The sequence below is a fragment of the Acidimicrobiales bacterium genome, assembly GCA_035630295.1.
Lineage (GTDB): Bacteria > Actinomycetota > Acidimicrobiia > Acidimicrobiales > Iamiaceae > Iamia.
The window spans coordinates 38,203-63,306 of the sequence record DASQKY010000037.1; the positions used below are offsets into that span (position 1 = coordinate 38,203).

21 protein-coding genes are annotated in these 25,104 nt (G+C 73.5%); 16 read left to right on the plus strand and 5 right to left on the minus strand.

All coding sequences use genetic code 11. From position 1 onward, the window contains the following. Window positions 1-76: 76 nt before the first annotated feature. The 10 genes from VEW93_09335 to grpE all read left to right on the plus strand — a co-directional run bounded on the left by VEW93_09335 (window position 77) and on the right by grpE (window position 10,357). A complete protein-coding gene (locus VEW93_09335) occupies window positions 77-1,666 on the plus strand; it encodes a cbb3-type cytochrome c oxidase subunit I (GenBank protein HYI61991.1) in 1,590 nt (529 codons plus the stop codon). Continuing rightward, window positions 1,666-2,331 carry a cytochrome c oxidase subunit 3 gene (locus tag VEW93_09340; GenBank protein ID HYI61992.1) on the plus strand — a complete coding sequence of 222 codons (666 nt, stop codon included), beginning with the start codon at window positions 1,666-1,668 and terminating at the stop codon, window positions 2,329-2,331. The genes VEW93_09335 and VEW93_09340 overlap by 1 nt, the downstream gene beginning before the upstream one ends. Before the next feature lie 12 nt (window positions 2,332-2,343). Further along, window positions 2,344-3,195: a hypothetical protein gene (locus VEW93_09345; protein ID HYI61993.1), complete on the plus strand. Its 852-nt coding sequence runs from the start codon at window positions 2,344-2,346 to the stop codon at window positions 3,193-3,195. Next, window positions 3,192-4,511, plus strand: coding sequence for a cytochrome c oxidase subunit II (coxB, locus tag VEW93_09350; GenBank protein ID HYI61994.1), 1,320 nt, complete (start codon window positions 3,192-3,194; stop codon window positions 4,509-4,511). Before VEW93_09345 ends, coxB begins: the two co-directional genes overlap by 4 nt. Window positions 4,512-4,530: 19 nt before the next feature. Further along, the gene (gene ctaD, locus VEW93_09355; GenBank protein ID HYI61995.1) at window positions 4,531-6,543 is read left to right on the plus strand and encodes a cytochrome c oxidase subunit I; all 2,013 of its coding nucleotides are present in this window, start codon (window positions 4,531-4,533) and stop codon (window positions 6,541-6,543) included. Further along, window positions 6,536-7,207: a cytochrome c oxidase subunit 3 gene (locus tag VEW93_09360; GenBank protein ID HYI61996.1), complete on the plus strand. Its 672-nt coding sequence runs from the start codon at window positions 6,536-6,538 to the stop codon at window positions 7,205-7,207. The genes ctaD and VEW93_09360 overlap by 8 nt, the downstream gene beginning before the upstream one ends. 10 nt (window positions 7,208-7,217) lie before the next feature. Beyond that, entirely contained in the window at window positions 7,218-7,556 is a 339-nt protein-coding gene (locus VEW93_09365) for a cytochrome C oxidase subunit IV family protein (protein ID HYI61997.1), read from the plus strand. Between the two features lie 28 nt (window positions 7,557-7,584). After that, window positions 7,585-8,535: a cytochrome c oxidase assembly protein gene (locus VEW93_09370; protein HYI61998.1), complete on the plus strand. Its 951-nt coding sequence runs from the start codon at window positions 7,585-7,587 to the stop codon at window positions 8,533-8,535. Between the two features lie 8 nt (window positions 8,536-8,543). Further along, window positions 8,544-9,308 carry an ABC transporter permease gene (locus VEW93_09375; GenBank protein ID HYI61999.1) on the plus strand — a complete coding sequence of 255 codons (765 nt, stop codon included), beginning with the start codon at window positions 8,544-8,546 and terminating at the stop codon, window positions 9,306-9,308. A gap of 167 nt (window positions 9,309-9,475) precedes the next feature. Next, the gene (gene grpE / locus VEW93_09380) at window positions 9,476-10,357 is read left to right on the plus strand and encodes a nucleotide exchange factor GrpE (protein HYI62000.1); all 882 of its coding nucleotides are present in this window, start codon (window positions 9,476-9,478) and stop codon (window positions 10,355-10,357) included. Window positions 10,358-10,404: 47 nt separating this feature from the next. Here the strand turns inward: grpE and VEW93_09385 are convergent, their stop codons facing one another. Beyond that, on the minus strand, window positions 10,405-10,962 hold the full coding sequence (locus tag VEW93_09385) for a sigma-70 family RNA polymerase sigma factor (protein ID HYI62001.1): 558 nt from the start codon (window positions 10,960-10,962) through the stop codon (window positions 10,405-10,407). Window positions 10,963-11,114: 152 nt separating this feature from the next. On the opposite strand from VEW93_09385, the gene VEW93_09390 reads away from it, so the two are divergent. From VEW93_09390 to VEW93_09410, 5 genes are all read left to right on the plus strand, one after another. Further along, on the plus strand, window positions 11,115-11,654 hold the full coding sequence (locus VEW93_09390) for a hypothetical protein (protein HYI62002.1): 540 nt from the start codon (window positions 11,115-11,117) through the stop codon (window positions 11,652-11,654). A gap of 85 nt (window positions 11,655-11,739) precedes the next feature. Further along, entirely contained in the window at window positions 11,740-13,992 is a 2,253-nt protein-coding gene (locus tag VEW93_09395; protein ID HYI62003.1) for a dynamin family protein, read from the plus strand. Continuing rightward, window positions 13,989-16,049 carry a dynamin family protein gene (locus VEW93_09400; GenBank protein HYI62004.1) on the plus strand — a complete coding sequence of 687 codons (2,061 nt, stop codon included), beginning with the start codon at window positions 13,989-13,991 and terminating at the stop codon, window positions 16,047-16,049. The genes VEW93_09395 and VEW93_09400 overlap by 4 nt, the downstream gene beginning before the upstream one ends. A gap of 313 nt (window positions 16,050-16,362) precedes the next feature. After that, window positions 16,363-16,962: an Ig-like domain repeat protein gene (locus tag VEW93_09405; protein HYI62005.1), complete on the plus strand. Its 600-nt coding sequence runs from the start codon at window positions 16,363-16,365 to the stop codon at window positions 16,960-16,962. Next, window positions 16,952-17,407: a DUF4214 domain-containing protein gene (locus VEW93_09410; protein ID HYI62006.1), complete on the plus strand. Its 456-nt coding sequence runs from the start codon at window positions 16,952-16,954 to the stop codon at window positions 17,405-17,407. Before VEW93_09405 ends, VEW93_09410 begins: the two co-directional genes overlap by 11 nt. On the opposite strand, the gene VEW93_09415 is transcribed toward VEW93_09410, so the two are convergent. Continuing rightward, window positions 17,395-17,862 carry a nucleotidyltransferase domain-containing protein gene (locus tag VEW93_09415; protein HYI62007.1) on the minus strand — a complete coding sequence of 156 codons (468 nt, stop codon included), beginning with the start codon at window positions 17,860-17,862 and terminating at the stop codon, window positions 17,395-17,397. The two genes, VEW93_09410 and VEW93_09415, sit on opposite strands and share 13 nt — an antisense overlap. Before the next feature lie 134 nt (window positions 17,863-17,996). Here VEW93_09415 and VEW93_09420 point away from each other — a divergent pair, with 134 nt between their 5' ends. After that, on the plus strand, window positions 17,997-21,278 hold the full coding sequence (locus VEW93_09420) for an Ig-like domain repeat protein (GenBank protein HYI62008.1): 3,282 nt from the start codon (window positions 17,997-17,999) through the stop codon (window positions 21,276-21,278). A 337-nt stretch (window positions 21,279-21,615) separates the two neighbouring features. Here VEW93_09420 and VEW93_09425 read toward each other — a convergent pair whose 3' ends face one another. The 3 genes from VEW93_09425 to VEW93_09435 all read right to left on the minus strand — a co-directional run bounded on the left by VEW93_09425 (window position 21,616) and on the right by VEW93_09435 (window position 25,045). Beyond that, window positions 21,616-22,236, minus strand: coding sequence for a hypothetical protein (locus VEW93_09425; GenBank protein HYI62009.1), 621 nt, complete (start codon window positions 22,234-22,236; stop codon window positions 21,616-21,618). Between the two features lie 114 nt (window positions 22,237-22,350). Next, complete coding sequence (locus VEW93_09430) at window positions 22,351-23,937, minus strand: Hsp70 family protein (GenBank protein HYI62010.1); 1,587 nt, start codon at window positions 23,935-23,937, stop codon at window positions 22,351-22,353. A gap of 148 nt (window positions 23,938-24,085) precedes the next feature. Then, entirely contained in the window at window positions 24,086-25,045 is a 960-nt protein-coding gene (locus VEW93_09435; GenBank protein HYI62011.1) for an ABC transporter ATP-binding protein, read from the minus strand. Between the last annotated feature and the right edge of the window lie 59 nt (window positions 25,046-25,104).

The window sequence follows — 25,104 nt, forward strand, 5'->3', positions numbered from 1 at the left end:
CGATAGGAGCCGTCTCCCCAGATGGCGCCGCCGCGTCCCACTCGCGGTGGGCGGCGCCGACGAGGTCCACGCGTCGATGACTGCAACCCAAGCCCCCCCGGCGACCACCAGTGCGGGCGCGTCCCCGAGCCTGGCCCAGGAGCCCGTCACGGGCCTGGCCCGCGTCCTCGGCTCGACCGACCACAAGGTCGTGGGCCGGCTCTACGTCGGCGCCGCCCTGCTGCTGGGCCTGGCCTCGGCCGTCACCGGCCTGCTCGGTGGCCTGGACCGCGTCGACGGCACGCTGGGCAACACGGTGCTCGACGAGGGCAGCGCCCCCCAGGTCGTCACGTTCCACACCACCTCGGCCGTGCTCCTGTTCCTGGTGCCCGCCCTCCTGGGCCTGGCCATGGTGGTCGTGCCCCTCCAGGTCGGGGCCCGGGCCATCGCCTTCCCCCGGGCCGCCGCCGCCTCGTTCTGGGCCTTCCTCATCGGGGCCGGCATGACCTGCGTCGCCTACGCCCTCAACGGCGGTCCCGGCGGGGGCCGCGCCGATGCCGTCGACCTGTGGGCCGCGGCGTCGGTCGTGGTGGTGGGGGCCCTGGTGGTGGGCTCGCTCTGCGTGGCCACCACCGCCCTGGCCGTCCGCACCCGGGGCATGGGGCTCGACCGGGTCCCCATGTTCACCTGGTCGCTGCTGTGCGCCGCGGTGGTGTGGCTCCTCACCCTGCCGGTGCTGGCCGCGGTCCTGGTCGTCATGTACGTCGACCACCGGTACGGGCAGGTCTTCCTGGGCGGGGGCGGGCCGGCCATGGCCGAGCGCGTCGCCTGGGTGGGCCGCCAGCCCCAGGTCTACGTGCTGGCCGTGCCGGTGCTGGGCATCGCTCTCGACGCCGTGGCCACCGCCACCGGGCGTCGCCTGCCCAACCGGCCCGTGGCCCGTGTCCTGATCGGGGCCTTCGCGGTGCTGGGCGTGGGCGCCTTCGCCCTGGCCGCCATCTCGCCGGGGGCAGCCGACCAGCCCGTCACCAAGGGGATGGCCCTGCTGGCCCCCCTGCCGGTGCTGGGCGTGCTCGGCCTGGTGGGCGCGGCCCTGAGGGCCGGCAAGCCCAAGCTCACCAGCGGCCTGGTCGGTTCGGTCCTGGCCCTGCTCGTCCTGCTGGTCGCCACCCTGGTGGGCGCGGCCACCCCCTTCGAGGGGGCGCTGGAGCTGGCCGACACCCAGTGGGTCACCGCCCAGTCCCACCTGACGATGGTGGCCGCCTTCATCGGCCTGGTGGCCGGGCTGTTCCACTGGTCGACCAAGGTCCTGGGCCGGGCCGGGAGCGAGGCCGCCGGGCGCACCGCGCCGCTGGTCCTGGCCCTGGGGGCGCTGGTCCTGGCCGTGCCCGAGGCCCTCTCCGGCCTGACCGGCGACGGCGACGAGGCCGTCACCGGCATCGAGGCCATGAACGGCGTGGCCCTGGCCGGCGCCGGCCTGGTGGTCGTGGGGGCCCTGCTGGCCGTGGCCGGCCTGGTGGGCCGGCGTCGCGACGACGAGCCCGCCGACCCGTGGGGCGGGCAGACCCTGGAGTGGGCCACGGCCTCGCCCCCGTCCTTCGCCAACTTCGACGGTGACGTCCCCGAGGTGACCTCGGCCGAGCCGCTGCTGGCGGCCGAGCCCGACGACGAGGAGGCCCCGGCCTGATGTCCGCCGCCACCGCCACCCACGACGACCTGGCTCACACCGAGGTCGAGGCCTACGACCTGGTGCCCGACGAGGCCCCGGCCGGCGGCGCCCGGCCCCGGGTCCTGCTGGTGGGCACGGCCCTGGCCGGCGGGGCCATCATCACCTTCTTCGCCGGGCTCATCGGGCTCTACCTGTCGGTCCGCCAAGGCGTCATCGCCTCCGCCCCGGCGGACGAGAGGGCCACGGCCTGGCTGGCCGACGGCAACCCCATCCCGCTCACCCCGGCCAACATGGCCTTCGGCACGCTCCTGCTCTCGTGCGTGACCATGCAGTGGGCGGTGGACTCGGTGCGCCGCAACGACCGCCGCAACGCCTACTTCGCCCTGGTCATGACCATCCTGTTCGGCGGGGCGGTGATCAACGCCACCGCCTTCCTCTACCAGCAGGCCGGCCTGCCCATCGCCGGCCCGTCGCCCTCCGGCCTGCTGTTCTACGCCGTCACCGGGGCCCACCTGGCCCTCATCGTCGGCGCCCTGGTCTTCGCCGGGCTGATGACAGTCCGGACCCTGGGCGGCGAGTACGCCGGACGGGACCGGGAGGGCATCGTGGCCGCCAGCGTCATCTGGTACCTGACCACCGCCATCTTCGGCGTCATCTGGTACGCCGTCTACGTGACGAAGTAGCGAGGGACGACGTTGTTCACCACCGGTTCCAAGTGGTTCTTCGGCCTGGCCGCAGCGGCCTTCGTCGGCGCCCTCGTCTACGGCGGGGCGACCGCCCCCGACGAGGTCTCCCTGTCGACGTTCACCGGCGTCCTCACCTTCGGGTACAAGGGCGCCGTCGGCGACCACGTGGGCTACGCCGTGCTCATGGGCCTGGCCGGGGCCGGGGTGTTCCTGGGCGCCACCACCGCCGCCTTCCGCGACGCGGACGTCGACGCCGGGGCCCAGCTCCTGCAGCGGGACACGGTGCCCGAGGTCGTGGCCCCGCCGCAGGGCAGCTACTGGCCGGTCATCGCCGCCTTCGGGGTCGGCTTCGTCACCGTCGGCCTGGTCGCCGGCCAGGCCCTGGTCCTCCTGGGCCTCGCCGTCCTGGCCGCCGCCACCTTCGAGTGGGCCATCTCGGCCTGGGCCGAGAAGGCCACCGGTGACGACGCGGTCAACCGGGCCATCCGCCGGCGGGTGATGCTGCCGGTCGAGGTGCCGGTGCTGGGCCTCCTGGGCGTGGCCGTGTTCGTGCTCAGCATGTCCCGCATCCTCCTGGCCCTGCCCCAGGGCGGCGTGTACGCCCTGTTCGCCCTGGTGCCGGTGCTGGTCCTGGTGGCGGCCTTCGTGCTGGCGGCCAAGCCCCGCATCAACCCCCAGGTGGTCGCCGTGCTGTGCGTGGTCGGCGCCCTGGCCGTGCTGGCCGGTGGCGTGATCAGCGCCTCGGTCGGCCCCCGGGAGATCGAGCCCCACCACGCCGAGGAGGAGGGCGAGGGCGAGCACGAGGGTGCCCGCCCCGTCGACCCCGGTGCTCCCGTCGTCGTGCCCGGGCAGCCACGATGACCATCGACCCGTCCGCCGTGCCGGCTCCCGAGGCGGAGACGGCCACCCCCACCCCTGACGAGGGAGCCTTCATGTCCCTGCTGCGCCGGGCCCGCCTCCTGGGCCCCGCCCTGGCCGTCGTCGCCTTCGCCGGCGCCTGCGCCAGCAACGCCCCCCAGGACACCCTGGAGCCCGAGGGGCGCTACGCCCGGGACATCGACCGCCTCAGCGACCCGATCTTCATCGTGGCCGGCGTGGTCTTCGTGCTGGTCCTGGGCGGCGCGGTGCTGATCGCCCTCCGGTTCCGGGCCCGGGGCCAGGAGCACTTCGAGGACATGCCGTCCCAGATCCACGGCCACAACGCCCTGGAGATCGGCTGGACCCTCCTGCCCGCCGTGGTCCTGGGCCTGGTCGGCGTGGCCAGCGTGGCCGCCATCTTCAACCTGGCCGAGGAACCGCCCGAGGACGCGGTGACGGTTCAGGTGGTGGGCAACCAGTGGTGGTGGGAGTACCGCTACGACGTCAACGGGAACGGCAGCTACTCCGACCCCGAGGACGTCGTCACCGCCAACGACCTGGTCATCCCGGCCGGCCAGCAGGTCGGCCTGGAGATCACGTCCCGTGACGTCATCCACTCGTTCTGGGCCCCCAAGCTGAACGGCAAGCGCGACGCCGTGCCCAACCGCACCCACCCGTGGAACCTGCAGGCCGACGAGCCCGGCGAGTTCATCGGCCAGTGCACCGAGTACTGCGGGCTGTCGCACGCCGAGATGCGCCTCAAGGTGGTGGCCCTGGACGAGGCCGACTTCGACGCCTGGATCGCCGAGCAGCAGCGCGACGCCGAGCCCTACGCCGAGGGCGACGAGAGCCTGGAGGCCCTCGGCTACCAGGTCTTCACCCAGCAGCTCTGCTCCAGCTGCCACCAGATCGACGGCATCAACGAGGAGAACTTCTCCGACGAGGACGTCCCCGAGTTCGCCCGGGACATCATGGGCGGGCCCGGCACCATCACCGACCCGCTCCTCCAGGCCAGCCGCCACGCCCCCAACCTGACCCACCTGATGAGCCGCACCACCTTCGCCGGCGGCAAGTTCGACCTGGTGCGCGACACCGAGGAGTGCCGGGCCCTGGGGCTGGACTGGGCCGAGGACCCCGAGACCCGGGACCGGTGCCTCGACCGGGGGGCGCTGGAGGCGTGGTTGCGCAACCCGCCGGCCGAGAAGGCCATGCAGGCCGAGGCGGTGCCGGGCCGCAGCCCGCGCCGGGGCATGCCGGCCCTCGACCTGACCGAGGAACAGATCGACCAGCTGGTCTCCTACCTGATGACGCTCACGTAGGACGACGGGAGAGATCGCGATGACGACGACCACGCCTCCGACCGGCCCCCTGGCCCTGCCCTCCGGGGAGGAGCCGCGCCGCAACCCGCTCGGCGCCTTCGCCCGGCCCACCGCCACCGCCGGGTGGCGCAGCTGGATGACCAGCGTCGACCACAAGCGGATCGGCATCATGTACGGGGCGGCGTCCCTGTTCTTCCTGTTGATCGGCGGGTTCGAGGCCCTGCTCATCCGGGTGCAGCTGGCCCAGCCCGACGGCCAGCTCCTCTCGGCCGACGCCTACAACCAGATCTACACGATGCACGGCACGACCATGATCTTCCTGGTCGTGATGCCCATCGGCGCCGCCTTCATGAACTACCTGATCCCGTTGCAGATCGGGGCCCGCGACGTCGCCTTCCCCCGCCTCAACGCCCTCAGCTTCTGGACGTTCATGGGCGGCGGGATCGTCCTCAACTCGTCCTGGTTGCTGGGTGGGGGGGCCGACGGCGGCTGGTTCAACTACGCCCCCAACAACGGCGTGGTCTTCTCCCCCAGCCACGGCATCGACTTCTGGAACATGGGCCTGCTGATCACCGGCATCGCCTCGCTGGTCGGCGCCATCAACCTGATCGTCACCTGCCTGAACCTGCGGGCCCCGGGCATGACCTTCTTCAAGATGCCGGTGTTCACCTGGATGGGCCTGGTGACGCAGTTCCTGCTGCTGTTCGCCATCCCGGTGCTGACCGCGGCGCAGTTCCTGCTGCTGTTCGACCGGCTCTTCGGGGCCCGGTTCTTCGACACCTCGGCCGGGGCCGACCCGCTGCTGTGGGAGCACCTGTTCTGGATCTTCGGGCACCCGGAGGTCTACATCATGATCCTCCCGGCCTTCGGGGTGATCTCCGAGATCATGCCGACCTTCAGCCGCAAGCCGATCTTCGGCTACCCGTTCATGATCTTCTCGGGGATCGCCATCGGCTTCATGGGTTGGGGGGTGTGGGCCCACCACATGTTCGCCTCCGGTGTGGGGCCCCTGTCGGTGGCCGCCTTCTCGGTCTCGACCATGTTCATCGCCGTGCCCACCGGGGTGAAGATCTTCAACTGGCTGGCCACCATGTGGGGTGGCCGGCTCAAGTTCTCGGCCCCGATGCTCTACTCGGTGGGCCTGGTCACCATGTTCACCATCGGTGGCCTCTCGGGGGTGACCCACGCGGTGGCCGCGTCGGACACGCAGCAGACCGACACGTACTACATCGTCGCCCACTTCCACTACGTGCTGTTCGGCGGCGCCCTCTTCGGCTTCATCGGCGGCTGGTACTTCTGGTGGCCCAAGGTCTTCGGCTACGTCCTGAACGACCGGGTGGGCAAGGTCAACTTCTGGATCCTGCTGATCGGCTTCAACCTGACCTTCGGGCCCATGCACATCCTGGGCCTCCAGGGCATGCCCCGGCGGATCTACAGCTACCGCGACGGCTACGGCTTCAACCTGTGGAACTTCGTGAGCACCGTCGGCGCCTTCATCATCGCCGTGTCGTTCCTGATCTTCTTCTGGAACATCGTCCGGTCCCGCCGGGCCCACGTCCGGAGTGGTGCGACCATGGTCGCCGACCCCTGGGACGCCCGCAGCCTGGAGTGGTCGGTGCCCAGCCCCACCCCGGCCCACAACTTCGACGTGGTGCCCACCATCCGCCGCCTCGACGACTTCTGGCACCGCAAGTACCAGGAGGACGCCGGGGGCAAGCTGGTGCGGGTGGCCACCTCCGAGGAGGTCGCCCAGCCCGGCAACGGTGAGGGCGTGCACCTGCCGTCCCCGTCGTACTGGCCGCTGGTCCTCTCCGCCGGCTTCCCGTTCGTGGCCTGGGGCCTGATCTTCAACCTGTGGCTCTGCCTCGTCGGGGGCATCCTGGTGGTCGCCGCCATCTACGGCTGGGTGCTCGAGCCCTCGACCGCCCCCGAGGCCCACCGCGGCTCGGACGACCACGACCCGGACGACCACCCGGCACCCACCGATGACGGCGCTGCCGCCACGCCCGAGGAGGCTGCGCTCGTTGACTGAGACCACCCTGTCCGATGAGCTCGACGACGCTCGCGCCCTGGAGCAGCGCTCCGAGCGGGCCGCGGCCTACGCCGACGGGCCCGACGGCCACGACCACCACGCCACCAACACGGGGATCTCCAACCCCAAGCTGGCCATGTGGGTGTTCCTGGGCTCGGAGTGCCTGCTGTTCGGCGGGCTGATCTCCACGTTCCTGCTCTACAAGCACAACAACCAGGCCGGTGGCCCGACGCCGCACGAGCTCTACGACATCGAGCTCACGTCGATCTCGTCGTTCGTGCTGCTGATGTCGTCGCTGACCATGGTGCTGGCCGTCTCGGCCATCCAGCGGGGGGAGCACTCCCGCCTCCGCCTGTGGTTGGCCACCACCGCCATCCTGGGCGCCACCTTCATCGCCGGCCAGGTCTACGAGTTCCAGGTCTTCGTGAAGGAGGGCCTGGGCTTCACCACCAACGCCGCCGGCTCCGCCTTCTTCGCCCTCACCGGCTTCCACGGCGTGCACGTGAGCCTGGGCATCGTCATGCTGCTCTCGGCCCTGGTGCTGTCCCTGGCCGGGCGCATCCCCCAGGCCCGGGCCGAGGCGGTCGAGATCGTGGGCCTGTACTGGCACTTCGTGGACGTGGTGTGGGTCCTGATCTTCACCGTCGTCTACCTGATCCCCTGAGAGGCCGGCCATGACCGACGCCACGATCACCGAGCCCGAGGCCACGGAGCACCACGACGACGGGCACGGCCACGCCAGTGACGTCCTCTACATGAAGGTGGCGGCCGGCCTGGCCGTGCTCACCGGCATGGAGGTGGCCTGGCCGTACCTCATCGACGACGGCCCGGTCCTGATGTTCCCGCTGCTGATCGTGATGGCGATCAAGTTCGTGATCATCGCCGCCTTCTTCATGCACCTGAAGTTCGACTCGAAGATCCTCAGCCGGGTCTTCTACTCGGGCCTCGGCCTGGCCGTGGGCGTGTACATCATCGCCCTGCTCACGTTCCGCGTCTTCGAGGGGCAAGTCTGAGCCGGCCTGGCTCGGAGGGTCCCGCCTGATGCTCGCTGCCGGCGCCCCCGACCTCTGGCGGTTCCAGCCGCACCCCGAGGTGTGGGTGCTGGTGCTCAGCCTCGCCGCCCTCTACGTGGGGGCGGTCCGGGTGGTGGGGCCCAAGGCGGTGCCCGAGGGCACGCCGGTGCTCAGCCGGCGCAACAAGGCCGCCGCCGTGGCCGGCATCGTCCTGCTGTGGGTGGCCTCCGACTGGCCGATGCACGACATCGCCGAGGAGTACCTGTACCTGGTCCACATGGTGCAGCACACCATCCTCACCCTGGTCGTGCCCCCCCTGGCCCTCCTGGCCACGCCCCGCTGGCTGGCCGACCTGGTGCTGGGCTCGGGCCGGGTCCGCCGGGTCATCCAGGTGGCGGCCAAGCCGGTGGTGGCCGGCGTGGCCTTCAACGCCATGACCATGGCCGTCCACTGGCCGACGCTGGTGAACGCCTCGGTCTCCAACGGCGTCCTCCACTACGGCCTCCACGTGGCGCTGGTGTTCACCGCCTTCATGATGTGGACGCCGGTGTGCGGGCCCATCGAGGAGTGGCGCATGTCGCCCCCGGCCCAGATGATCTACCTGTTCCTCATGTCCGTCGTCCCCACCGTGCCCGGTGGCTGGCTCACCTTCGCCGAGGGCGCGGTGTACGACAGCTACGACATCCCCCAGCGGGCCTTCGGCCTCTCGGTGCAGGACGACCAGCAGGCGGCCGGGGTGTTCATGAAGCTGGCCGCCGGCGGTGAGCTGTGGGTGATCATCACCGCCATGTTCTTCGTGTGGGCCTTCCGGCACATGCGGGCCGAGGAGGAGCTGGCCCGGGCCGACCGAGCGCCCGCCACGCCGGACGGTCCCGCCGCCCGGGCCGACGGCGACGAGCCGCTGACCTACGACGAGGTCGAGCGGGCCTTCGCCGAGACGGCCGCCGCCCCCGAGCCCGACCGCCCCCGGCGGCGCTGACGCCCCTCGTGGCCGTCGTCGCCCCCGGCCCGCCGCCCATGGCCGCGCCCGCCCGCCGTCGCGTCGGCGCCCAGGTCCGCATGGAGCTGGTCCTGACCCTGCGCCGGGGCGAGTCGGTGCTGCTCACCTTCCTGATCCCGGTGCTGGTCCTGGTGTTCTTCAGCCTGGTCGACGTGCTGCCCACCGGCGAGGAGCAGGCCGTGGACTTCCTGCTGCCGGGCGTGCTGGCCCTGTCGGTGATGTCGACGGCCATGACCGGCCTGGCCATCGCCACCGGGTTCGAGCGCTCCAGCGGGGTGCTCAAGCGCCTGGCCGTCACGCCCCTCACCCGGCGGGACCTGGTGGCGGCCAAGCTGGCGTCGGTCCTGGTGGTCGAGACCCTCCAGGTGGCGGTGATCCTGGTGGTCGGCCTGCTCCTGGGGTGGGACCCCACCGCGGGCCTGGGCACGACGCTGGCCGCCATGGTGCTGGCGTCGGTGGCCTTCGCCGGCATCGGGATGCTCATGGCCGGCACCCTCCCGGCCCTGACCACCCTGGCCCTGGCCAACGCCACCTACGTGGTGCTGCTGTTCGTGGGCGGCGTGGTGACCCCGCTCGACGACCTGCCAACCGCCCTCCGGGTGGTGGCCCGGGCCCTGCCCATCGGGGCGCTGTCGGACATCGCCCACGGGGCCCTGGGGGCGGGGCCGGTCCCCGGCGGGGCGTGGCTGGTGCTCGGGGCGTGGGCCTTGGTGGCCCCGGCGTTGGCCGCCTGGCGCTTCCGCTGGGAGTGACGCCGGTCGGCGCCGGTCGGGCGTCCTCGCGACGCCGGGCGGTGGTGGACGGCCGGGCCCCGTCCCCGAAGGGGGGTGGGGTGCCCGGCGCCGGTCCGAGCTGGGAACAAACCCGCCAGATGGCCCCTCTCACCCGCATGACTCGAGGGATCGTCGCCGATCGCACCGTGAGCACGTCGGGCCGCTGGGCCCGCTGGCTGGGGGGCAGCGCCGCCGCCCTGGCCACGGTGGTGGCCCTGGCCACGCCGGCACCGGCCCAGGGGAGCGTCCCGGCCCCGGCCCCGGGCCCGCAGGCCGCCGGGGTGGGCCAGCCCACCACCGAGCCGCAGCCGGGCGGCATCGGCGGGCGCCCCGGAGGGGACCCCTCGACCACCACGACCACGGAGGCGCCCCGCACCACCGAGGGGCCGACCACCACCGAGGCGGCCGAGGACCCGGAGCCGACGACCACCACGACGGCGGGCCGTCAGGGCCCGGCATCACCCATCGGGGACGAGGACGAGCCCGATGCTGCCGACGACGACACCTCGGTGGTGGCCCTGGCCGCCGCCCTCCTGGCCGGCCTGGTGATCGGCGCCGTCCTGGTCGCCGTCCCCCTGGGCCTGGCCCTGGCCCGCCGCAAGGCCGCCCCGTCCGGGTCGGCCGCCCCACCGGCCCCGCCCGCCCCGGTCCCCCCGTCGGCGGCCACCCCCGCACCCGCCCCGGCCGCCGGTCCCGTGGTGGGACCCGCCCCCAGCCGGGAGGAGGCCCAGGCCCGGTCCCAGCGGGCCGCCCTGGCCGAGTCCCTCATGGCACTGCGCGACCAGATGCCCAGCGCCGCCCTGGCCGACGAGGCGGTCCGGGCCCTGGCCGCGGTGGGCATCACGGAGGTCCGGCCCGACGGCCAGCCCTTCGACCCGGCCCGCCACCACGCCGTGGACCAGGTCGAGACCGACGACCCCTCCCGCCACAACACCGTGGTGTCGACCGAGCGCCCCGGCTACGTCGACGGCGACCGGCTCGTGCGCCAGCCCGAGGTCGTGGTGGCCCGGCACGGGAGCGGGACGTGACCTCCGGTGGTGAGGCGCGGTGCGGCCCCGGAGCCCGGCCCCACCCCTCAGCCCTCGGCCGCCTCCAGCACGTGGGCCACGGCCCGGCGGGCCCGGTTGATGCGGGTCTTCACCGTCTCCACCGGGATGCCCTGGACCTCGGCGATCTCCTGGTAGCTGAGATCGGCGTACTCCCGCAGGACCAGCGCCTGGCGGAAGTCGGGGGGCAGCTTCTCCAGGGCCCACCGCACCGCGCTCACCGCCGTCACCGACTCCTCCAGCACGTCGCTGAACGGCCCGGCCGGCTCGGGCACCTCCTCCACGGGGTCGGGCCTGCGGCGCTGGGCCACGGCCAGGGCGGCCCGACCGCCGATCTGGCACAGCCAGGTCGAGAAGCTGGAGCGGCCCTCGAAGCGGGGGAGCGCCCGCCAGGCGTCGAGCAGGGCGTTCTGGGCCGCGTCCCGGGCCGAGTGCTCGTCGCCGGTGATGCGCACGCACACCGCGAACAGGCGCTTGCGGCTCCGTTCGACCAGCTCGGCGAAGGCCGCCTCGTCACCGTCGCGGGCCCAGGCCAGCAGATCCCCCTCGGGCGCGGTGCGATGGCGCCGGCCGCGGACCCTGGCCACGGCGGTCACCATCGTCTGTCCCCATGTTCCCGCATGGTGCACACCCTCGTCGTCCCGGCCGGAACAGTAGCCCTCGTCAGGCGCAGCGTCTCCTGGGCCGGACCCCCCGCCCCACCCTCCGGGGCGGGCCGCACCAAGGAGCCCCTCCCCGCATGAGCGGCCTCGACAGCATCCCCCTGGACAGCTCCGGCTACCTCGACATGGACGGGTTCCCCGACGACGGCAGCGTGCTGGCCGACGACGCCCTGGCCGACCTGCACCAGGCCCTGTTGGCCGATCCGGTGGACGAGCCCGCCGACGAGGACTGGTCGTCCCTGGTGGCCGGCGCCCTGGACGACGCCGAGCCGGCCGACGGCCCGTTCGCGGTCGGCGACGACGATCCCGTGGCCGGCGTGCGCCACGAGGACGCCCCCACCGACGACGACCCCGACGGCACCGAAGGGGGCGAGATCGACGTCGCCGACAGCGACGGCCCCGAGGGGGGTGAGGCCGACGACACCGGCACCGACCTCCCCGACGACGACGGGACGGGCCCGGACCTCGACCTGGACGGGGACCTCGGCGCCGAGGACCTGGTGGGCCTGGACCTGCTGGACCCCGACGACGAGGCCGTCGGGGTCGACGCCCTGGCCCACGTCGAGGAGGCCGAGGCGCCGGCGGAGGCCGGCCCCGGCTTCGAGGACTACCTGTGAGGGCGGTGGCCGCCTCCTGGCCCCCGTCCCCCTCCCCCCGGGCCCTGGCCGCTGGCGGGCCGGGGCGGGGGAGGAGCGCCCAGCGGTGGCGCCGGTGCCGGCCCCGTGGCCCGGCGGGGCGACGGCGGTGAGCCGCGACCTGACCGCCGCCCTGGTCGAGGTGTGCGACGAGACCCTGCGGCGCCTCCCCCCCGGCCCCACCCGCGAGGCGGTGGCCACGGTGCGGGCCCGGCTGCTGTCGCCCCTCCGGGTGGCCGTGGCCGGCAGCGTCAGCTCCGGCAAGTCCACCCTGGTCAACGCCCTGCTGGGCCAGCGCGTCGCCCCCGTCGACGCCGGCGAGTGCACCCGGCTCGTCACCTGGTACCGCTACGACCACCACCAGCACATCGAGGTGCAGCGGCGCGACGGCACCGTCCACACCGTGCCCTTCGCCTCCGGCACCCGCATCCCCGACGAGCTGGGCGCCCCGCCCGGCGACATCGCCCGGCTGGTCGTCCACCTGTCGAACGAGCGCCTGCGCGACATCACCATCATCGACACGCCCGGCCTCAACACCGTCACCGACGAGAACGAGAGGGCCACGGCCGAGGCCCTGGGGCTGGGGGACGGGACGCGGGAGGCCGGCGACTCGCAGGTGGCCATGAGCGACGCCGACGCCCTGCTGTTCCTGACCCCGCACGTGCGCGAGAGCGACGTGGCCGTGCTGGAGCGCTTCCGGGCCCTGTTCGACGCCTCGGGCCTGTCGTCGGCCAACGCCGTCGGCATCCTCAGCAAGGTCGATCGCCTGGCGCCCGACGGCGACCCGTGGCCCGTGGCCCACCGGCTGGCCACCGCGGCCCGGGAGCGGCTGTCGGCCGTGGTGTCCGAGGTCGTCCCGGTCATGGGCCTGCTGGCCGAGACCTCGGCCACTGACCACTTCACCGAGGACGACGCCTACGCGCTGGCCGCCCTGGCCGGGATGGACGAGCTGGACCTGGAGGACGCCCTCCTCAGCCCCCAGGACCTGCTCGACGCCGAGGTCCCCGACGTCTCCCGTGACCGGCGCCGGCGCCTGCTGTCCATGCTCGACCTGCACGGCATCGCCGTGGGCGTGGAGCTGGTGCAGGGCGGCGCCCGCGGCGCCGGGGCCCTGCTCCGCGGCTTCCGGGAGCGCAGCGGCCTGGTGCCCCTCACCACCACGGTCGAGGCCGGCTTCGCCCGCCGGGCCAGCGCCCTCAAGGCCCGGGGGGGCCTGTCGGACCTCCGGCGCATCGCGGCCCAGGCCGGCGGGGAGGACGCGGCCGCCTTCCAGGCCCTGGCCGGGCCCCTGGAGCGCATCGAGCTCGACCCGGCCCTCCACGACCTGCGCATCCTCGACGCCCTCCGGGCCGCCGAGGAGGGCACCACCCGCCTCCCCGACGACCTGCTCGACGCCCTGCGTCGCCTGGCCCTGGAGACCACCCCGGTCCGCCAGCTGGGCCTGGACGAGTCCGCCGATCCCGGCGAGGTGGCCCGGGCCGCGTCGCGGGCGGTGGCGGCCTGGGCCCGGTACGGCAACGACAGCCGGCGGAGCCCGGTGGAGCGGCGCCTGGCCGAGGACGTGCGCGAGTGGTACGAGCTGGTCTGGGACCAGGCCACCCCCCGGCCGGCGGCGCCCACCCCGCCGCCGCCCGGCCCGGCCACCGGGTACCCACCGACGGCGCCGCCCCCGGGGCCCGGGCCGCAGCCCGGCTACCCGCAAGCCCCAGCGCCGACCTACCCGCAGGTGACGACGCCGCCCGCCCCGGGCTACCCGCAGCCCACGCCGCAGGGCTACCCGCAGCCCACGCCTCCTCCGGGCTACCCCCAGCCCACCGGCCACCCGCAGGCCCCGGCACCCGGCTACCCGCAACCCACCCCGTCGCCTCCGGGCCACCCGCAGGGCACGCCCCCCCCGGGCTACCCGCAGCCGGGCCCGCCCGGGTACCCGCCGCCCACCCCGCCGCCCGTTCCGGGCCACCCGCAGCCCGGCGGCTCCCCGCAGCCGGCTCCGCCCGGGTACCCGCCTCCCACGCCGCCGCCCTCGCCGGGCTACCCGCAGCCCGTACCGGGGTACCCGCCGCCTGCGCCCGGGCACCCGCCGGCGTCGACTCCGCCCTCCGGCCCCGGACCGGCGCCCCCCGGCCCGCCGGTCCCGCCCGGGGGCCCGGGCGCGCCGCAGCCGGCGGCGCCTCCTCCCCGTCAGGCTCCGGGGGCTCGGCCGGCTGCCGACCCGGCCCCGGTCCCGCCCCCGCCGACGCCGCCGCCGGCGCCCCCCGTCCGGGACGACGGCGATGACGACGACCCGCCCCTCTCCACCCCCTGGACCCGCCGCCGATGACGCCCGACACCCCCGCTCCCGGGCCGGCTCCGGCCCCCTCCGCTCCGGCTCCCGGCCCGGCCGCCGCTCCTGGCCCCGCCGGCTCGTCGGGCCCGCCGCCGGAGCGGCCGCCGGGCCTGCCGGCGGTGGTGGCCGAGGTGCTGCGGCTGGCCAACCGCACCCACGCCCTCACCGTCGCCACCGGCCACGCCGACCTGACCGGGCGCATCGAGGCCGAGGCCCGGTCGTGGAAGGACACCCAGGTCCGGGTGGTGGTGGCCGGCGAGATCAAGCGGGGCAAGACCAGCTTCATCAACGCCCTGCTGGGCCACCCGGGGTTGCTGCCGGTCGACGCGGATGTGGCCACCAGCGTCCACCTGGCCGTCAGCCACGCCGAGGCCCTCCAGGTCACCGCGGTGCGCCGGCCCGAGGGCGGCGAGGCCGAGGAGCGCATCGCCATCGGGCCCGACCAGCTCGTGGACTACGCCTCCATGCAGGGCCGGGCCGTGGCCCGGGAGGGCGTGGTGGGCGTGGAGGTCGGCCTGCCCCACCCCCTGCTGGAGCGGGGCCTGGTGGTCATCGACACCCCGGGGGTCGGGGGCCTGACCCGGGGCCACCGCGACAGCGCCCTGGCCGGCCTGCGCTACGCCGATGCCCTGCTGTTCACGGTGTCGGTGGAGGAGCCCATCTCCCTGAGCGAGCTGCGGTTCCTGGCCGAGGCCAGCGAGCGCATCGACACCGTGGTGCTGGTGCTGACCAAGGTCGACAGCTCCTCGGACCCGGAGCGGATGATGGCCGAGGACCGGGCCAAGATGGCCGAGTACCTGGAGTCGCTCCGGCGGGCGGCGGCCCAGCCCGACGCCGAGGAGGACCTGGCCGAGGCGGCCCGCCGCTTCGAGCGCGTCCTGGCCGCCCCGTTCCTGCCGGTCAGCAGCCGCCTGGCCGGCAAGGCCCGGGTCCGGGCCGAGGCCGGCCGGGCCGACACCGCGGCCACGCTCATGGCCCGCAGCGGCTTCGCCGACATGGAGGCGATCTTCGACCGCACCCTCCAGAACCGGGAGCTGGTGCGCATGGCCAACATCCTGCGGGTGGTGGGCCACGTCCTGGCCCGCGTCGAGTCCGAGCAGACGGCCGAGGTCCGGGTGGCGGCCGGCGACGTGGTGGCGGTGGAGGCCGAGCTGAAGGCCCGCCAGGCCCAGCTCGAGGAGCTGCTGCCCTCCCAGGCCCGGTGGCGCCAGCGCCTGGCCGGCAACGTGCAGCGCATCCAGGCCGACCTCAACCGGGTCATCGGCCGGGAGATGACCCGCATGGACCGGGCCTATCGCGACCACATCGACGCCGCCCAGAAGGACGTCGACCCGGTTATGGCCAACCTCAGCACCGACCTGGAGCAGTCCATCAACGCGGCCTGGTCGAACGTGGCCCTCGTGCTCTCCGAGCGCCTCGACACCGCCGTGGCCCGCATCGCCGCCGAGTTCAACCTGGATGACCTGGTGCTGGAACTGGAGCAGGACGCCCTGCCCGACCACCTGCGCGACCTCGGCATCGGCGATCGCCGCGACCCCAACGCCGGCAAGGCCAACCTGGTCGAGGACGGGTTGCCGTCGCTGCTGTCGGCCGGCGCCCTGGGCGGCGTGGCCTCGGCCCTCCTGGGGGGCATCGCCGCGCCGGTGATCCTGCCCGGGCTGCTCCTGGCCGCGCCCGTGGGCTACCTGCGCTACAAGAAGCGCCACCAGGTCCAGGTCCGGCAGGACTACCTGCGGATCGTGCGGGAGGTCGTCGCCCAGATCCGCCAGGAGTTCCAAGCCGAGTTCACCCTCAAGATCATCGAGGCCCGCGAGGGCGTGGAGCTGACGGTCGACACGGCCATCACCGGCCGCAAGAAGGCCCTGGAGACCCAGCGCAAGGAGCTCCAGCAGCTCCTCCAGCAGTCCAAGGCCGAGCAGGCGGCCCGCCGGGCCGAGGCCGAGAAGCGCCTGGAGGCGGTGCGCAAGCTGCGGGCCGCCGCCGATGCCCTGCGGGCCAAGGTCGACGCCGCCGCCGCCCCCCGGGCGGCCGCCCCCTCCCCCTCGGCCTGACCAGCCCTTGGTGGCAGTGTCGGAAACTTCTGGTCGTGCCCGAGCTGGCCAGCCACATCCAGGTCGGCGCACCGGCGGTCGAGTTCGACGTCGACATCGTCAACACCGGCTTCGGTGGGCCGCTCGACAACGCCCGCCTCGATCTCTCCGTGACCCGGCCGGCGGGCTTAGGTCTCGGTGCCTTGGACCCCCCGAACGTCACCCTGCCGCCATCCCCACCCCCTCACCGATCCCGGCGACCACCGATGTCAGCCAGATCGTCGACCTCCAGGGCACCAGCGGGACCCTGAACCTCGACGGCGCCCTCGGCCAGGTGCACGACGTGGCCCTGGACTCGGTGGTCATCCGCGGCGTCAACCCGGCCTTGAACGTCCCCCTAGTGGTCACCTGCCTGCCGCAGTCCGAGGCCATCCCCCTGGGCACCATCACCCAGGGCGGGGTCGCCCTCTCGGTCGACGCCGACGACCCGGCCCGCCAGGGTGGCCCCGTCACGCTCTCGACCCTGGTGGCACCGGCCACCGGCCAGGGCTTCGTCGAGTTCCGTGACGGGGACGACACCATCGGCGTGGTCCCGGTGGTGGACGGAGGTGCCTCCCTGTCCACCACCGCCCTGGCCGCGGGCGCGCACGTCCTCACGGCGCGCTACTTCGGCAACTCGCTGGGCGCCCACTACACCTCGAACGACATCCTGCTCACGGTGCTGCCACAGTTCGACTGCAGCGCCTTCACCGACGCCGGCACCGACGCCGGCAACGGCGCCGTCGTCCGCCTGGTGTACCTGGAGCTCCTGGGCCGTTGCCCCGACCAGGCCGGTTACGACCACTGGGTGGCCCGCCTCTATGGGTACCAGCCAGGCGGTGTTCGCTCGCTCGATCGCCCGGACCTCCGAAGCGGTGGGTCGGGTGGTCGATGATGCCTACGAGACGATGCTGGGCCGCCCGGCGGATGCGTCGGGTCGTGCGTTCTGGACGGCGCGTCTGCAGAGCCACGGCCGCTACGACCAGCTGTTGGCTGATCTGGGGGCGTCGTCGGAGTTCTGGTCCAAGGCTGGATCGAGCAACACCGGGTTCGTGACCCGGGTCTATGACCGGCTCCTGGGCCGGACCCCCGACGCGGCTGGTCTCGCGCACTGGACCGGACGCCTCGACGCCGGTGCCTCGCGGGGGGCGTTGATCCGCACCATCGCCAACCTGGACGAACCACTCCGCCGCCTGGTCGCCTCGTCCTACGACGAGATCCTGGCCCGGGCCCCGGTCGGTGCCGAGATCACCGACGGCGTCACCCACCTGCGTCGCACCGGTGACCGGTCCGGGCTCGACGGGCGGCCCAGAGGTAAGCCCGCGGGTCACGCGGCGTAGAGCTCATGGTGGCTGCGGTCGACGGTGGCGGCGAAGTAGGGGTTGTCCAGGGCGGTGGGGCTCACCAGGTCGACCGGTCGGGCCAGGAGGGCCTCGAGCTCTTCCTTGAGGTCGAAGTAGGCATCGAAGCGGCTCAGATCGCTGGCGGGATCGAACTCGACCAAGAAGTCGATGTCGCTGTGGCCACCGACGTCGCCGTCAACGGCTGACCCGAAGGCGACGAGTCGACGGACACCGAGACGCCGACACGTGTCGACGATGGCGTCACGCTCGCGGATCAGTTCAGGCAGCATCTCGGCACGCTCGCTCGTGGGATGATCCGCCCATGCTCGCATGAAGCCGTGAACGGGGCTGACATCGAGGGGGGTCGTTGGTTCCGAGCGGGGGTTTGGCAGCGGCGGAAACTTGGTGGGTTGGATGGTTTCGCGCAGGTTCGGCAAGGTCGGCTCCGACATGGTGATCGTTGGCGTCTCTCCCAGTCTGAGCACTGGGTCAGGGTGTCGTGCGGAAGTGTTCATCGACAGGGGGGATCCCTCATCATGTTGTCCAGACGTTCGCTCATCGCGTTGATCACGCTTGTGGTCGCGGTGTGCGCCTTCGCTTTTGCCCCCCCCCCCCAGGGGTCGCGCAGCCCCCGGTAGCGGCTGAGACCGTCTCCCGGGTGGCAGAGGATCTGTCCCTCTCCCTGGTCGAAGGCGGTGGCCAACTCGTCCTTCGCGGCTCCGAAGAGCCGTATGAGATCCAGGCGCCGACCTCGATCACTGGCACGATCGACGCGCCGGATCCCGACACCGGCGGCGGGACCGGTGCCATCACCAACGGCACGTTCGCGACGCCGCGGGTGAGCTTGTCCCAGGACATCACCACCCCAATGGTGGCCACGGTCTACATCGACGCCGACTTCTCCCAGGTCGTCCCGGGGAACCTGACCGGCACCGTGGACGAGACCGGGGTGGTCTCGCTGCGCACCGCTCTGTCGGTGAGCTTGCACATCGATGTCGGTCGCGATCCGGTCATCCTCGCCGCCGACTGCGTGGCCAGCCCGATCCAGGTCGATCTCACCTCGACCACCCCGTACGACCCGGTCACCCGGCAGGTCACCTTGGCCGATGCCAACTTCTCCATCCCCCCGGTGGTCTCCGGTGGGGCATGTGAGTCCAACGTGGCCTCTGCGGTCAACGACCAGCTCGCCGGAGCGGGGCATGCCATCTCCCTCACCGTCGAAGGCGAGCTGCCTCTGCCCCAGACGGTCAAGGAGCCGGCGGTCACGACCTTGGCGGTGACGCCCGAGGCGGGGGTTCAGGCGGGCGCGTCGGTGACCATGGTCGCCGCGGTGGCCCGGGCGCCGGAGTCGACCGTGACTGAGGACCCCACGGGGTTCGTGGACTTTCGCGACGGCAACCAGACCCTGGCCAGCGTCGAGGTCGCCCCCGACGGCACCGCCACCTTCACCACCAGCGACCTCCCCGCCGGTACCCGCACCCTGACCGCCCGCTACGGCGGTGACGACATCTTCGGGTCCAGGACCACCACCGTTACGTCCTATCCGGTGTGGTCCAACCCCGCGCTCACCTGGGACCTCCCCACCTTCGTGCAGATCGCCGGTGACCCCACCGACTTCACGGTGGCGGCCACCAACACCGGCATCGGCCAGAACCTCACCAACGCCCGCCTCGATGTCACGATCCAACGGGCCGAGGGCCTTGCCCCCATCGGCCCCATTGGAGGCAACCCCCGCATCACCCTCGACCGCGTCGAAGGCGCCACGGTCACGCCCATCGCGCTCACCTTCTCCGGGACTGGCGCCGCCCAGCGTCTCGTGGGGTCGATCGGCGCGGGCACCGGCACGCCGTTGCCGGTCGGCGCGTCACTGACCGAGGCCCTACGACTCGGTCTCCCGGCGGTGGGCACCGTCTCATCCACCGCCTGCGGGGCCAGCAACCGGCTCTGCCCCGGCCCACTGCGCATCACCTTCACCCTGGTCCACGTCGACCCCGACACCGGCGTCACCGTGGCCACGGTTGCCTCCTCCTCTGGCGACACCCTCATGACCGAAGCCACCCGACGGGTCACCACCATCACCGCCGGCGCCCCCGGCGTCCCCGCGTTCGGTGTCCCACCAAAGCCAGCGATCTCTCCCCACACCATCCGGGCCGGCAACACCATCACCCTGAACCAGCTTGGCCTGGGCTCCGTGCTGAACTTGGTCAAACCGTCGGGCACGGTGGCCTTCAGCATCGATGGCCGTCCGGTCGAGGCCCTACCGATTGGCTCTGGCATCGCACCGGCCTACTCCACCGAGGTCGCCTGCTGTAGACCCGGCAGCTACGGCATCCCGGTCCCGATGGACACGGCGGCGGGGACACGTACTTTGGCGATCCGTTACTCGGGTGACTCGTTGTTCCAGCCCCAGGTCGCCAGCTTCACCTTCAACGTCATCGCCCCGATCGCCCCGATCTATGAGTGTGAGCGACCGGCCCTGGCGGTGATGTACGTGGCTCGGGCCAACGTGGTCGCCCAGGGATCCCTGCCGCCGGTCGTCGCCGCCGGGACGCATGTGCCGGTCGTGCACCCGGCCCTCCGGATCTTGCTCGACCGGGGTCCCAGCACCGATGGCGGTGGGCCATGGGGCCCGGCTCTGAACTCGGTCATCAGCGCGTTCACGGGTGTGGAGGTGACCTACAGCGTGGATGGTGAGTCGTTCTCGTCGGGGATCACTCGGACCAATGACACCCGCATGGACGTTGCTGGTGATCCGGATCAGGTGTGGGCGTTCAACGACCTGGCCATGGCGGTGACGATCGATGGTGTGCCGGGTGAGGTGGTGCCGGTTGCGATCGAGTCGTTCCGGATCAACTTCGATGACGCGGGCGGGGCGATGACGTGCAAGCCGGTGGGTGGTCCGGTCGTCTTGGGCGATGTGACGGTGGCGGGGACGTCGTTGTCGGTGTCGCCGTCGGGCCCGGTGCGTTCCGGTGGGCAGGTGACCCTGGAGGCGTCGATGGCTCCGGCGGCTGGTGGTGTGGTCGAGTTCCGTGACGGGACCACGACCTTGGGTGTGGTGAACGTGGATGGCCAGGGCCGCGCGTCGATGACCACCACCGCCTTGGGGGAGGGTGCCCATGAGCTGACGGCTCGGTACTTCGGTGGCTTGTCGATCCCGTCGACGACGTCGGCCCCGGTGGCTCTGGTGGTGGGCCCAGAGTTCGAGTGCGCGGCATTCTCCGATGAGGGTCATGGGCGCACGGTGCGTCTGGTGTATCTGGAGCTGCTGGGCCGTTGCCCGGATCAGGTCGGTTACGACCATTGGGTGGCCCGTCTGGACGGTGGCACGTCCCAGGCGGTGTTCGCTCGTTCCATCGCCCGGACCTCCGAAGCGGTGGGTCGGGTGGTCGATGACGCCTACGAGACGATGCTGGGCCGCCCGGCGGATGCGTCGGGTCGTGCGTTCTGGACGGCGCGTCTGCAGAGCCACGGCCGCTACGACCAGCTCCTGGCGGATCTGGGGGCGTCGTCGGAGTTCTGGTCCAAGGCTGGATCGAGCAACGAAGGGTTCGTGACCCGGGTCTATGACCGGCTCCTGGGTCGCGCCCCCGACGCGGCTGGTCTCGCGCACTGGACCGGGCGCCTCGACGCGGGGGTCTCGCGGGGGGCGTTGATCCGCACCATCGCCAACCTGGACGAACCACTCCGCCGCCTGGTCGGGAGCTCCTACGAGGAGATCCTGGCCCGGGCCCCGGTCGGTGCCGAGATCACCGACGGCGTCACCGACCTGCGTCGCACCGGTGACCGGTCCGGGCTCTACGCCCAACTCATCGGCACCCCCGAGTTCGCCCAGCGGGCCCAGGGCCTCCCCAACCCCGAGGGCTGACCCCCCAGGGTCCCAGCGTCGTGCGATGTCCGCCCTGAGCGGTGGGCGTCGCACGACGGCCCCGGGGGAGATCCCTCGGGACCCACTCCATCTCCGGTGACCGGCCTCCAGAGCCGCGGCATCGGATGAGCCCGGTCCGTGCGCACCTGCCGGCGCCGGACCACCCCAAGGCTCACGGACCGGCCGCTCGCCCCCACCCCCCGGGGGCGAGCGGCCGACCCGCGCCCTGGGCCAGGCCCCCCGGTGGGGAGATCGGTCCCGCCGGGACGACGCGACGAGGCCCCGCACCGGGGTGCGGGGCCTCGGGGGTCGGGTGGCGGGCCCGAGCGGGGGAGGGTCAGGCCTGGAAGGGGCCGTCGCCCAGCTCGACCACAGCGGTGTCGATGACGCCGTCGCCGTCGGTGTCCAGCGCCGCGGCGTCGACCACACCGTCGCCGTCGGTGTCGCCGACGACCGTGTCGGTGTACCCGTCGCCGTCGGTGTCGGCCTCGGCGGTGTCGAGCACGCCGTCACCGTCGCTGTCGTAGGCGGCCACGTCGGCCACCCCGTCGCCGTCGCTGTCGACCGCGGCGGCATCGAACACGCCGTCACCGTCGGTGTCGTACGCCTCGGCGTCGGCCGACCCGTCGCCATCGGCGTCGACGGCCACCGTGTCCAGGGTCCCGTCACCGTCGGAGTCGTAGGCCTCGGCGTCGACCACGCCGTCGCCGTCGGTGTCGGCCACCACGCTGTCGACCGTGCCGTCGTAGTTGGCGTCGTCCACCACCACGTCGGTGAGGCCGTCGCCGTCGGTGTCGGCCTCGGCGATGTCCACCACGCCGTCGCCGTCGGTGTCGTAGCCGGCCACGTCGACGAAGCCGTCGCCGTCGCTGTCCACCTCGACGGTGTCGGTCACCCCGTCGCCGTCGCTGTCGTAGGTGACGGCGCTGTCGTCCTCGAAGTCGCTGAAGTCGCTCATGGCTCTGTTCCTTTCTCGTGCCGAGGGACCTCGGCGTCTCGCTGTGTGGTGGTGAGAGCGGGCCCCGGCGCCCGATGTTCCCGCCGCTGCTGCGGGGACCCCCACCCGGGTGAGTCAGGCCGTGGAGCCCGACCCCAGGCTGGCCAGCACCAGGATGAAGAACCCCAGCACCGACACCACCAGGGCAGCCGCGTTGACCACGAGGGCGGTCTGGCCCTGCGGGTGGCCGACCTTCTTGGCCTCGTTGGCGAAGTAGAGGCCGACGGCCGGGGCCGGGACGCAGCACAGCAGGGCCAGCCCGGCGCACACCCAGGCGATGACCAGCTTGTCGTTGCCGGGGGCCGACCCCGCAGGGGCGCCGTAGCCGGCCGGGGCCGGGGCGCCGCTCCAGGCCGGGCCAGCGGGCCCGGGCGCAGGGGCGGCTGGCCACTGGGCGGCGGGGGGCGCCGAGCCGGGGCCCACCGGGTACGGGGTGGAGGGGGGCGGCGCGCCGGGCGGGGCGGCCGGCGGTGGACCGTTCGAGGGCGCCGCGGCACCGACGTCGGGGATGGCACCGGTGCGGGGGGGCGGGGCGCTCACCACCACCGGGCCGGTGGGTGACGGTGGGGGGGTGGCCGGGCTCGGCCCGGCGGGGGCGGCCCCGGCCAGGGTGCCCGAGAACTTGGCCGCCCCCAGGACCACGACACCCTTGGGGTCGTCCCAGGTGCTGATGCGGGAGCCGAACCGGGCCCCCATCCGCTCCTGCACCAGGGTCAGGCGGCTGGACCCCCCGACCAGGTACACCTTGACCACGTCGCCGTCGGCCAGGCCGGCGCCCTCGATGGTGCGGGACATCTCGTCCACGGTGCGGTCCACGTCGGCGGAGATGAGCGTGTCGAACTCGTCGCGGGTGACGGTGATGTCCCGCTCGAGGGCCCCGATGTAGACCGAGGCCCGCGGGTTGCGCGACAGCTGCTCCTTGGCGTCGCGGGCCTGGGTCAGGAGGTCGGCCGCGGCCCGGCGCCACCGCCGCTCGTCGCTGGTGGCCATGGCCTCCCACACCGAGGCATCCTCCCGGGCCACGGCCGCCCCCAGGTGCTGGTACATGCGGTGGTCGAAGTCCTCGCCCCCGATGCGCTCGGTGCCGCCGGGCAGGCCCACCACCTTGAACGAGGTCTCGGTGCGGCGCATCACCGCGGTGTCGAACGTGCCGCCCCCCAGGTCGTAGACGGCGACGTGCTGGCCGACCTCGATGTGGTCGTCGACGTAGTGGGCGGCGGCCACCGGCTCGGGCAGCAGCTCCACCGAGGCGAAGCCGGCCTCGGCCGCCGCCACCCGGAGCACCTCCAGCCGCTCCGGGCCCCAGCGGGCGGGGTGGGTGAGCACCACGTGGCCGGGCTCGCCGGCGTGCCGCTCCCGGGCGGCGGCGGCGTGGGGGCCCATGAGGGCGGCCACCGCGCTGGTGATGGGCACGGCCTGCCCGCCGAGCAGCAGGCTGTGGCCCTTCCCCAGCCGGCGCTTGGGGGCCCGCTCGACCCGCTCGGGCACCACCACGGCCTGGTTGTCGGCCTCCCGGCCCACCACCCACGAGCCGTCGTCGGAGAGCAGGACGACCGAGGGGACCCGCCGGTCACGCCGGACCTCGAGGGCCTCGACCCGGCCGTCGGCCCACGTGGCCCCGGTGGTGTTGCTGGTCCCGAAGTCGATGGCCAGGTTCCACATGTCGCGCCTCCGCGTCTCCCCGTCGATCGGCCACGGCCCGGTCCCTCGATCCCTCGGCCCCGGTCACCGGCGCCGGGACTCTACGCCCTTCCCCGCCGGGCCGGCAGATGGGCCGAGGGGGAGGCCCACCCGCCCCCGGGGCGCCCGATCAGCGCCCGGCCCGGCCGTGCCGGCGCCGGCTGTCGACCCGGACGGCGGGGATCTCGCCGGTGATGGCGGTCATGCGCAGGAACACGTCCTCCAGGGTCTGGCGCCCGGCCCGGAGGTCCCCCAGCGGCAGGTCGTGGGCGGCCAGCCACGAGGTCAGGGCGTTGATGTTGACGGGGGTCGGCTCCACCTCCACCACGTACTCGCCGGGCGACACCTCGTCGACGCCGGCCATCATGGCCTTGCCCAGGGAGGCGGTGTCGACCCCGGCGGGAGCCCGGAAGCGGATCTCGGCGCTGCCCCCGGCCCGCATGAGCTCGGTCGGCGTGCCGCTGGCCACCACCCGGCCCCGGTCCACGATCACCACCGAGTCGGCCACCTTCTCGGCCTCCTCCAGGTCGTGGGTGGTGACCACCACGGCCAGCCCCGCGGTCCGCAGGTCGGCCACCTTCTGGCGCACGAGCTGGCGGCCGGCGGGGTCGATGCCGGCGGTGGGTTCGTCCAGGAACACCACCTGGGGCCGGCCCACCAGGGCCAGGGCCAGGGAGAGGCGCTGCTGCTCGCCACCCGAGAGGGTGCGCCACGGGGCCCGGGCCCGGTGGCTGAGGCCCACCTGGTCGAGCAGGGCGACGGGGTCCTCGGCCAGGGCGTGGAACGACGCCACCAGCCGCAGCACCTCCAGGGGCCGGGCCCCGGGGTACACGCCGCCGGCCTGGGGCATCACGCCCACCTGCGGCATGAGCGCCTCGTGCTGGGTCCGGGGGTCGAGGCCCAGCACCCGCACCCGGCCCGCGGTCGGGCGGTGCAGGCCCTGCAGGGCCTCCACGGTGGTGGTCTTGCCCGCCCCGTTGGGGCCCAGCAGGGCCAGCACCTGGCCCTGCTGCACGGAGAACGAGACCCGGTCCACGGCGGTCAGGTCGCCGTGGCACACGACCAGATCGTCCACCTCGACCGCGGCCATCTCCCGACGCTACCCCTGCCTGCGCAACGACCCCGAACCCTCGGAGGGCCGACGCCGGC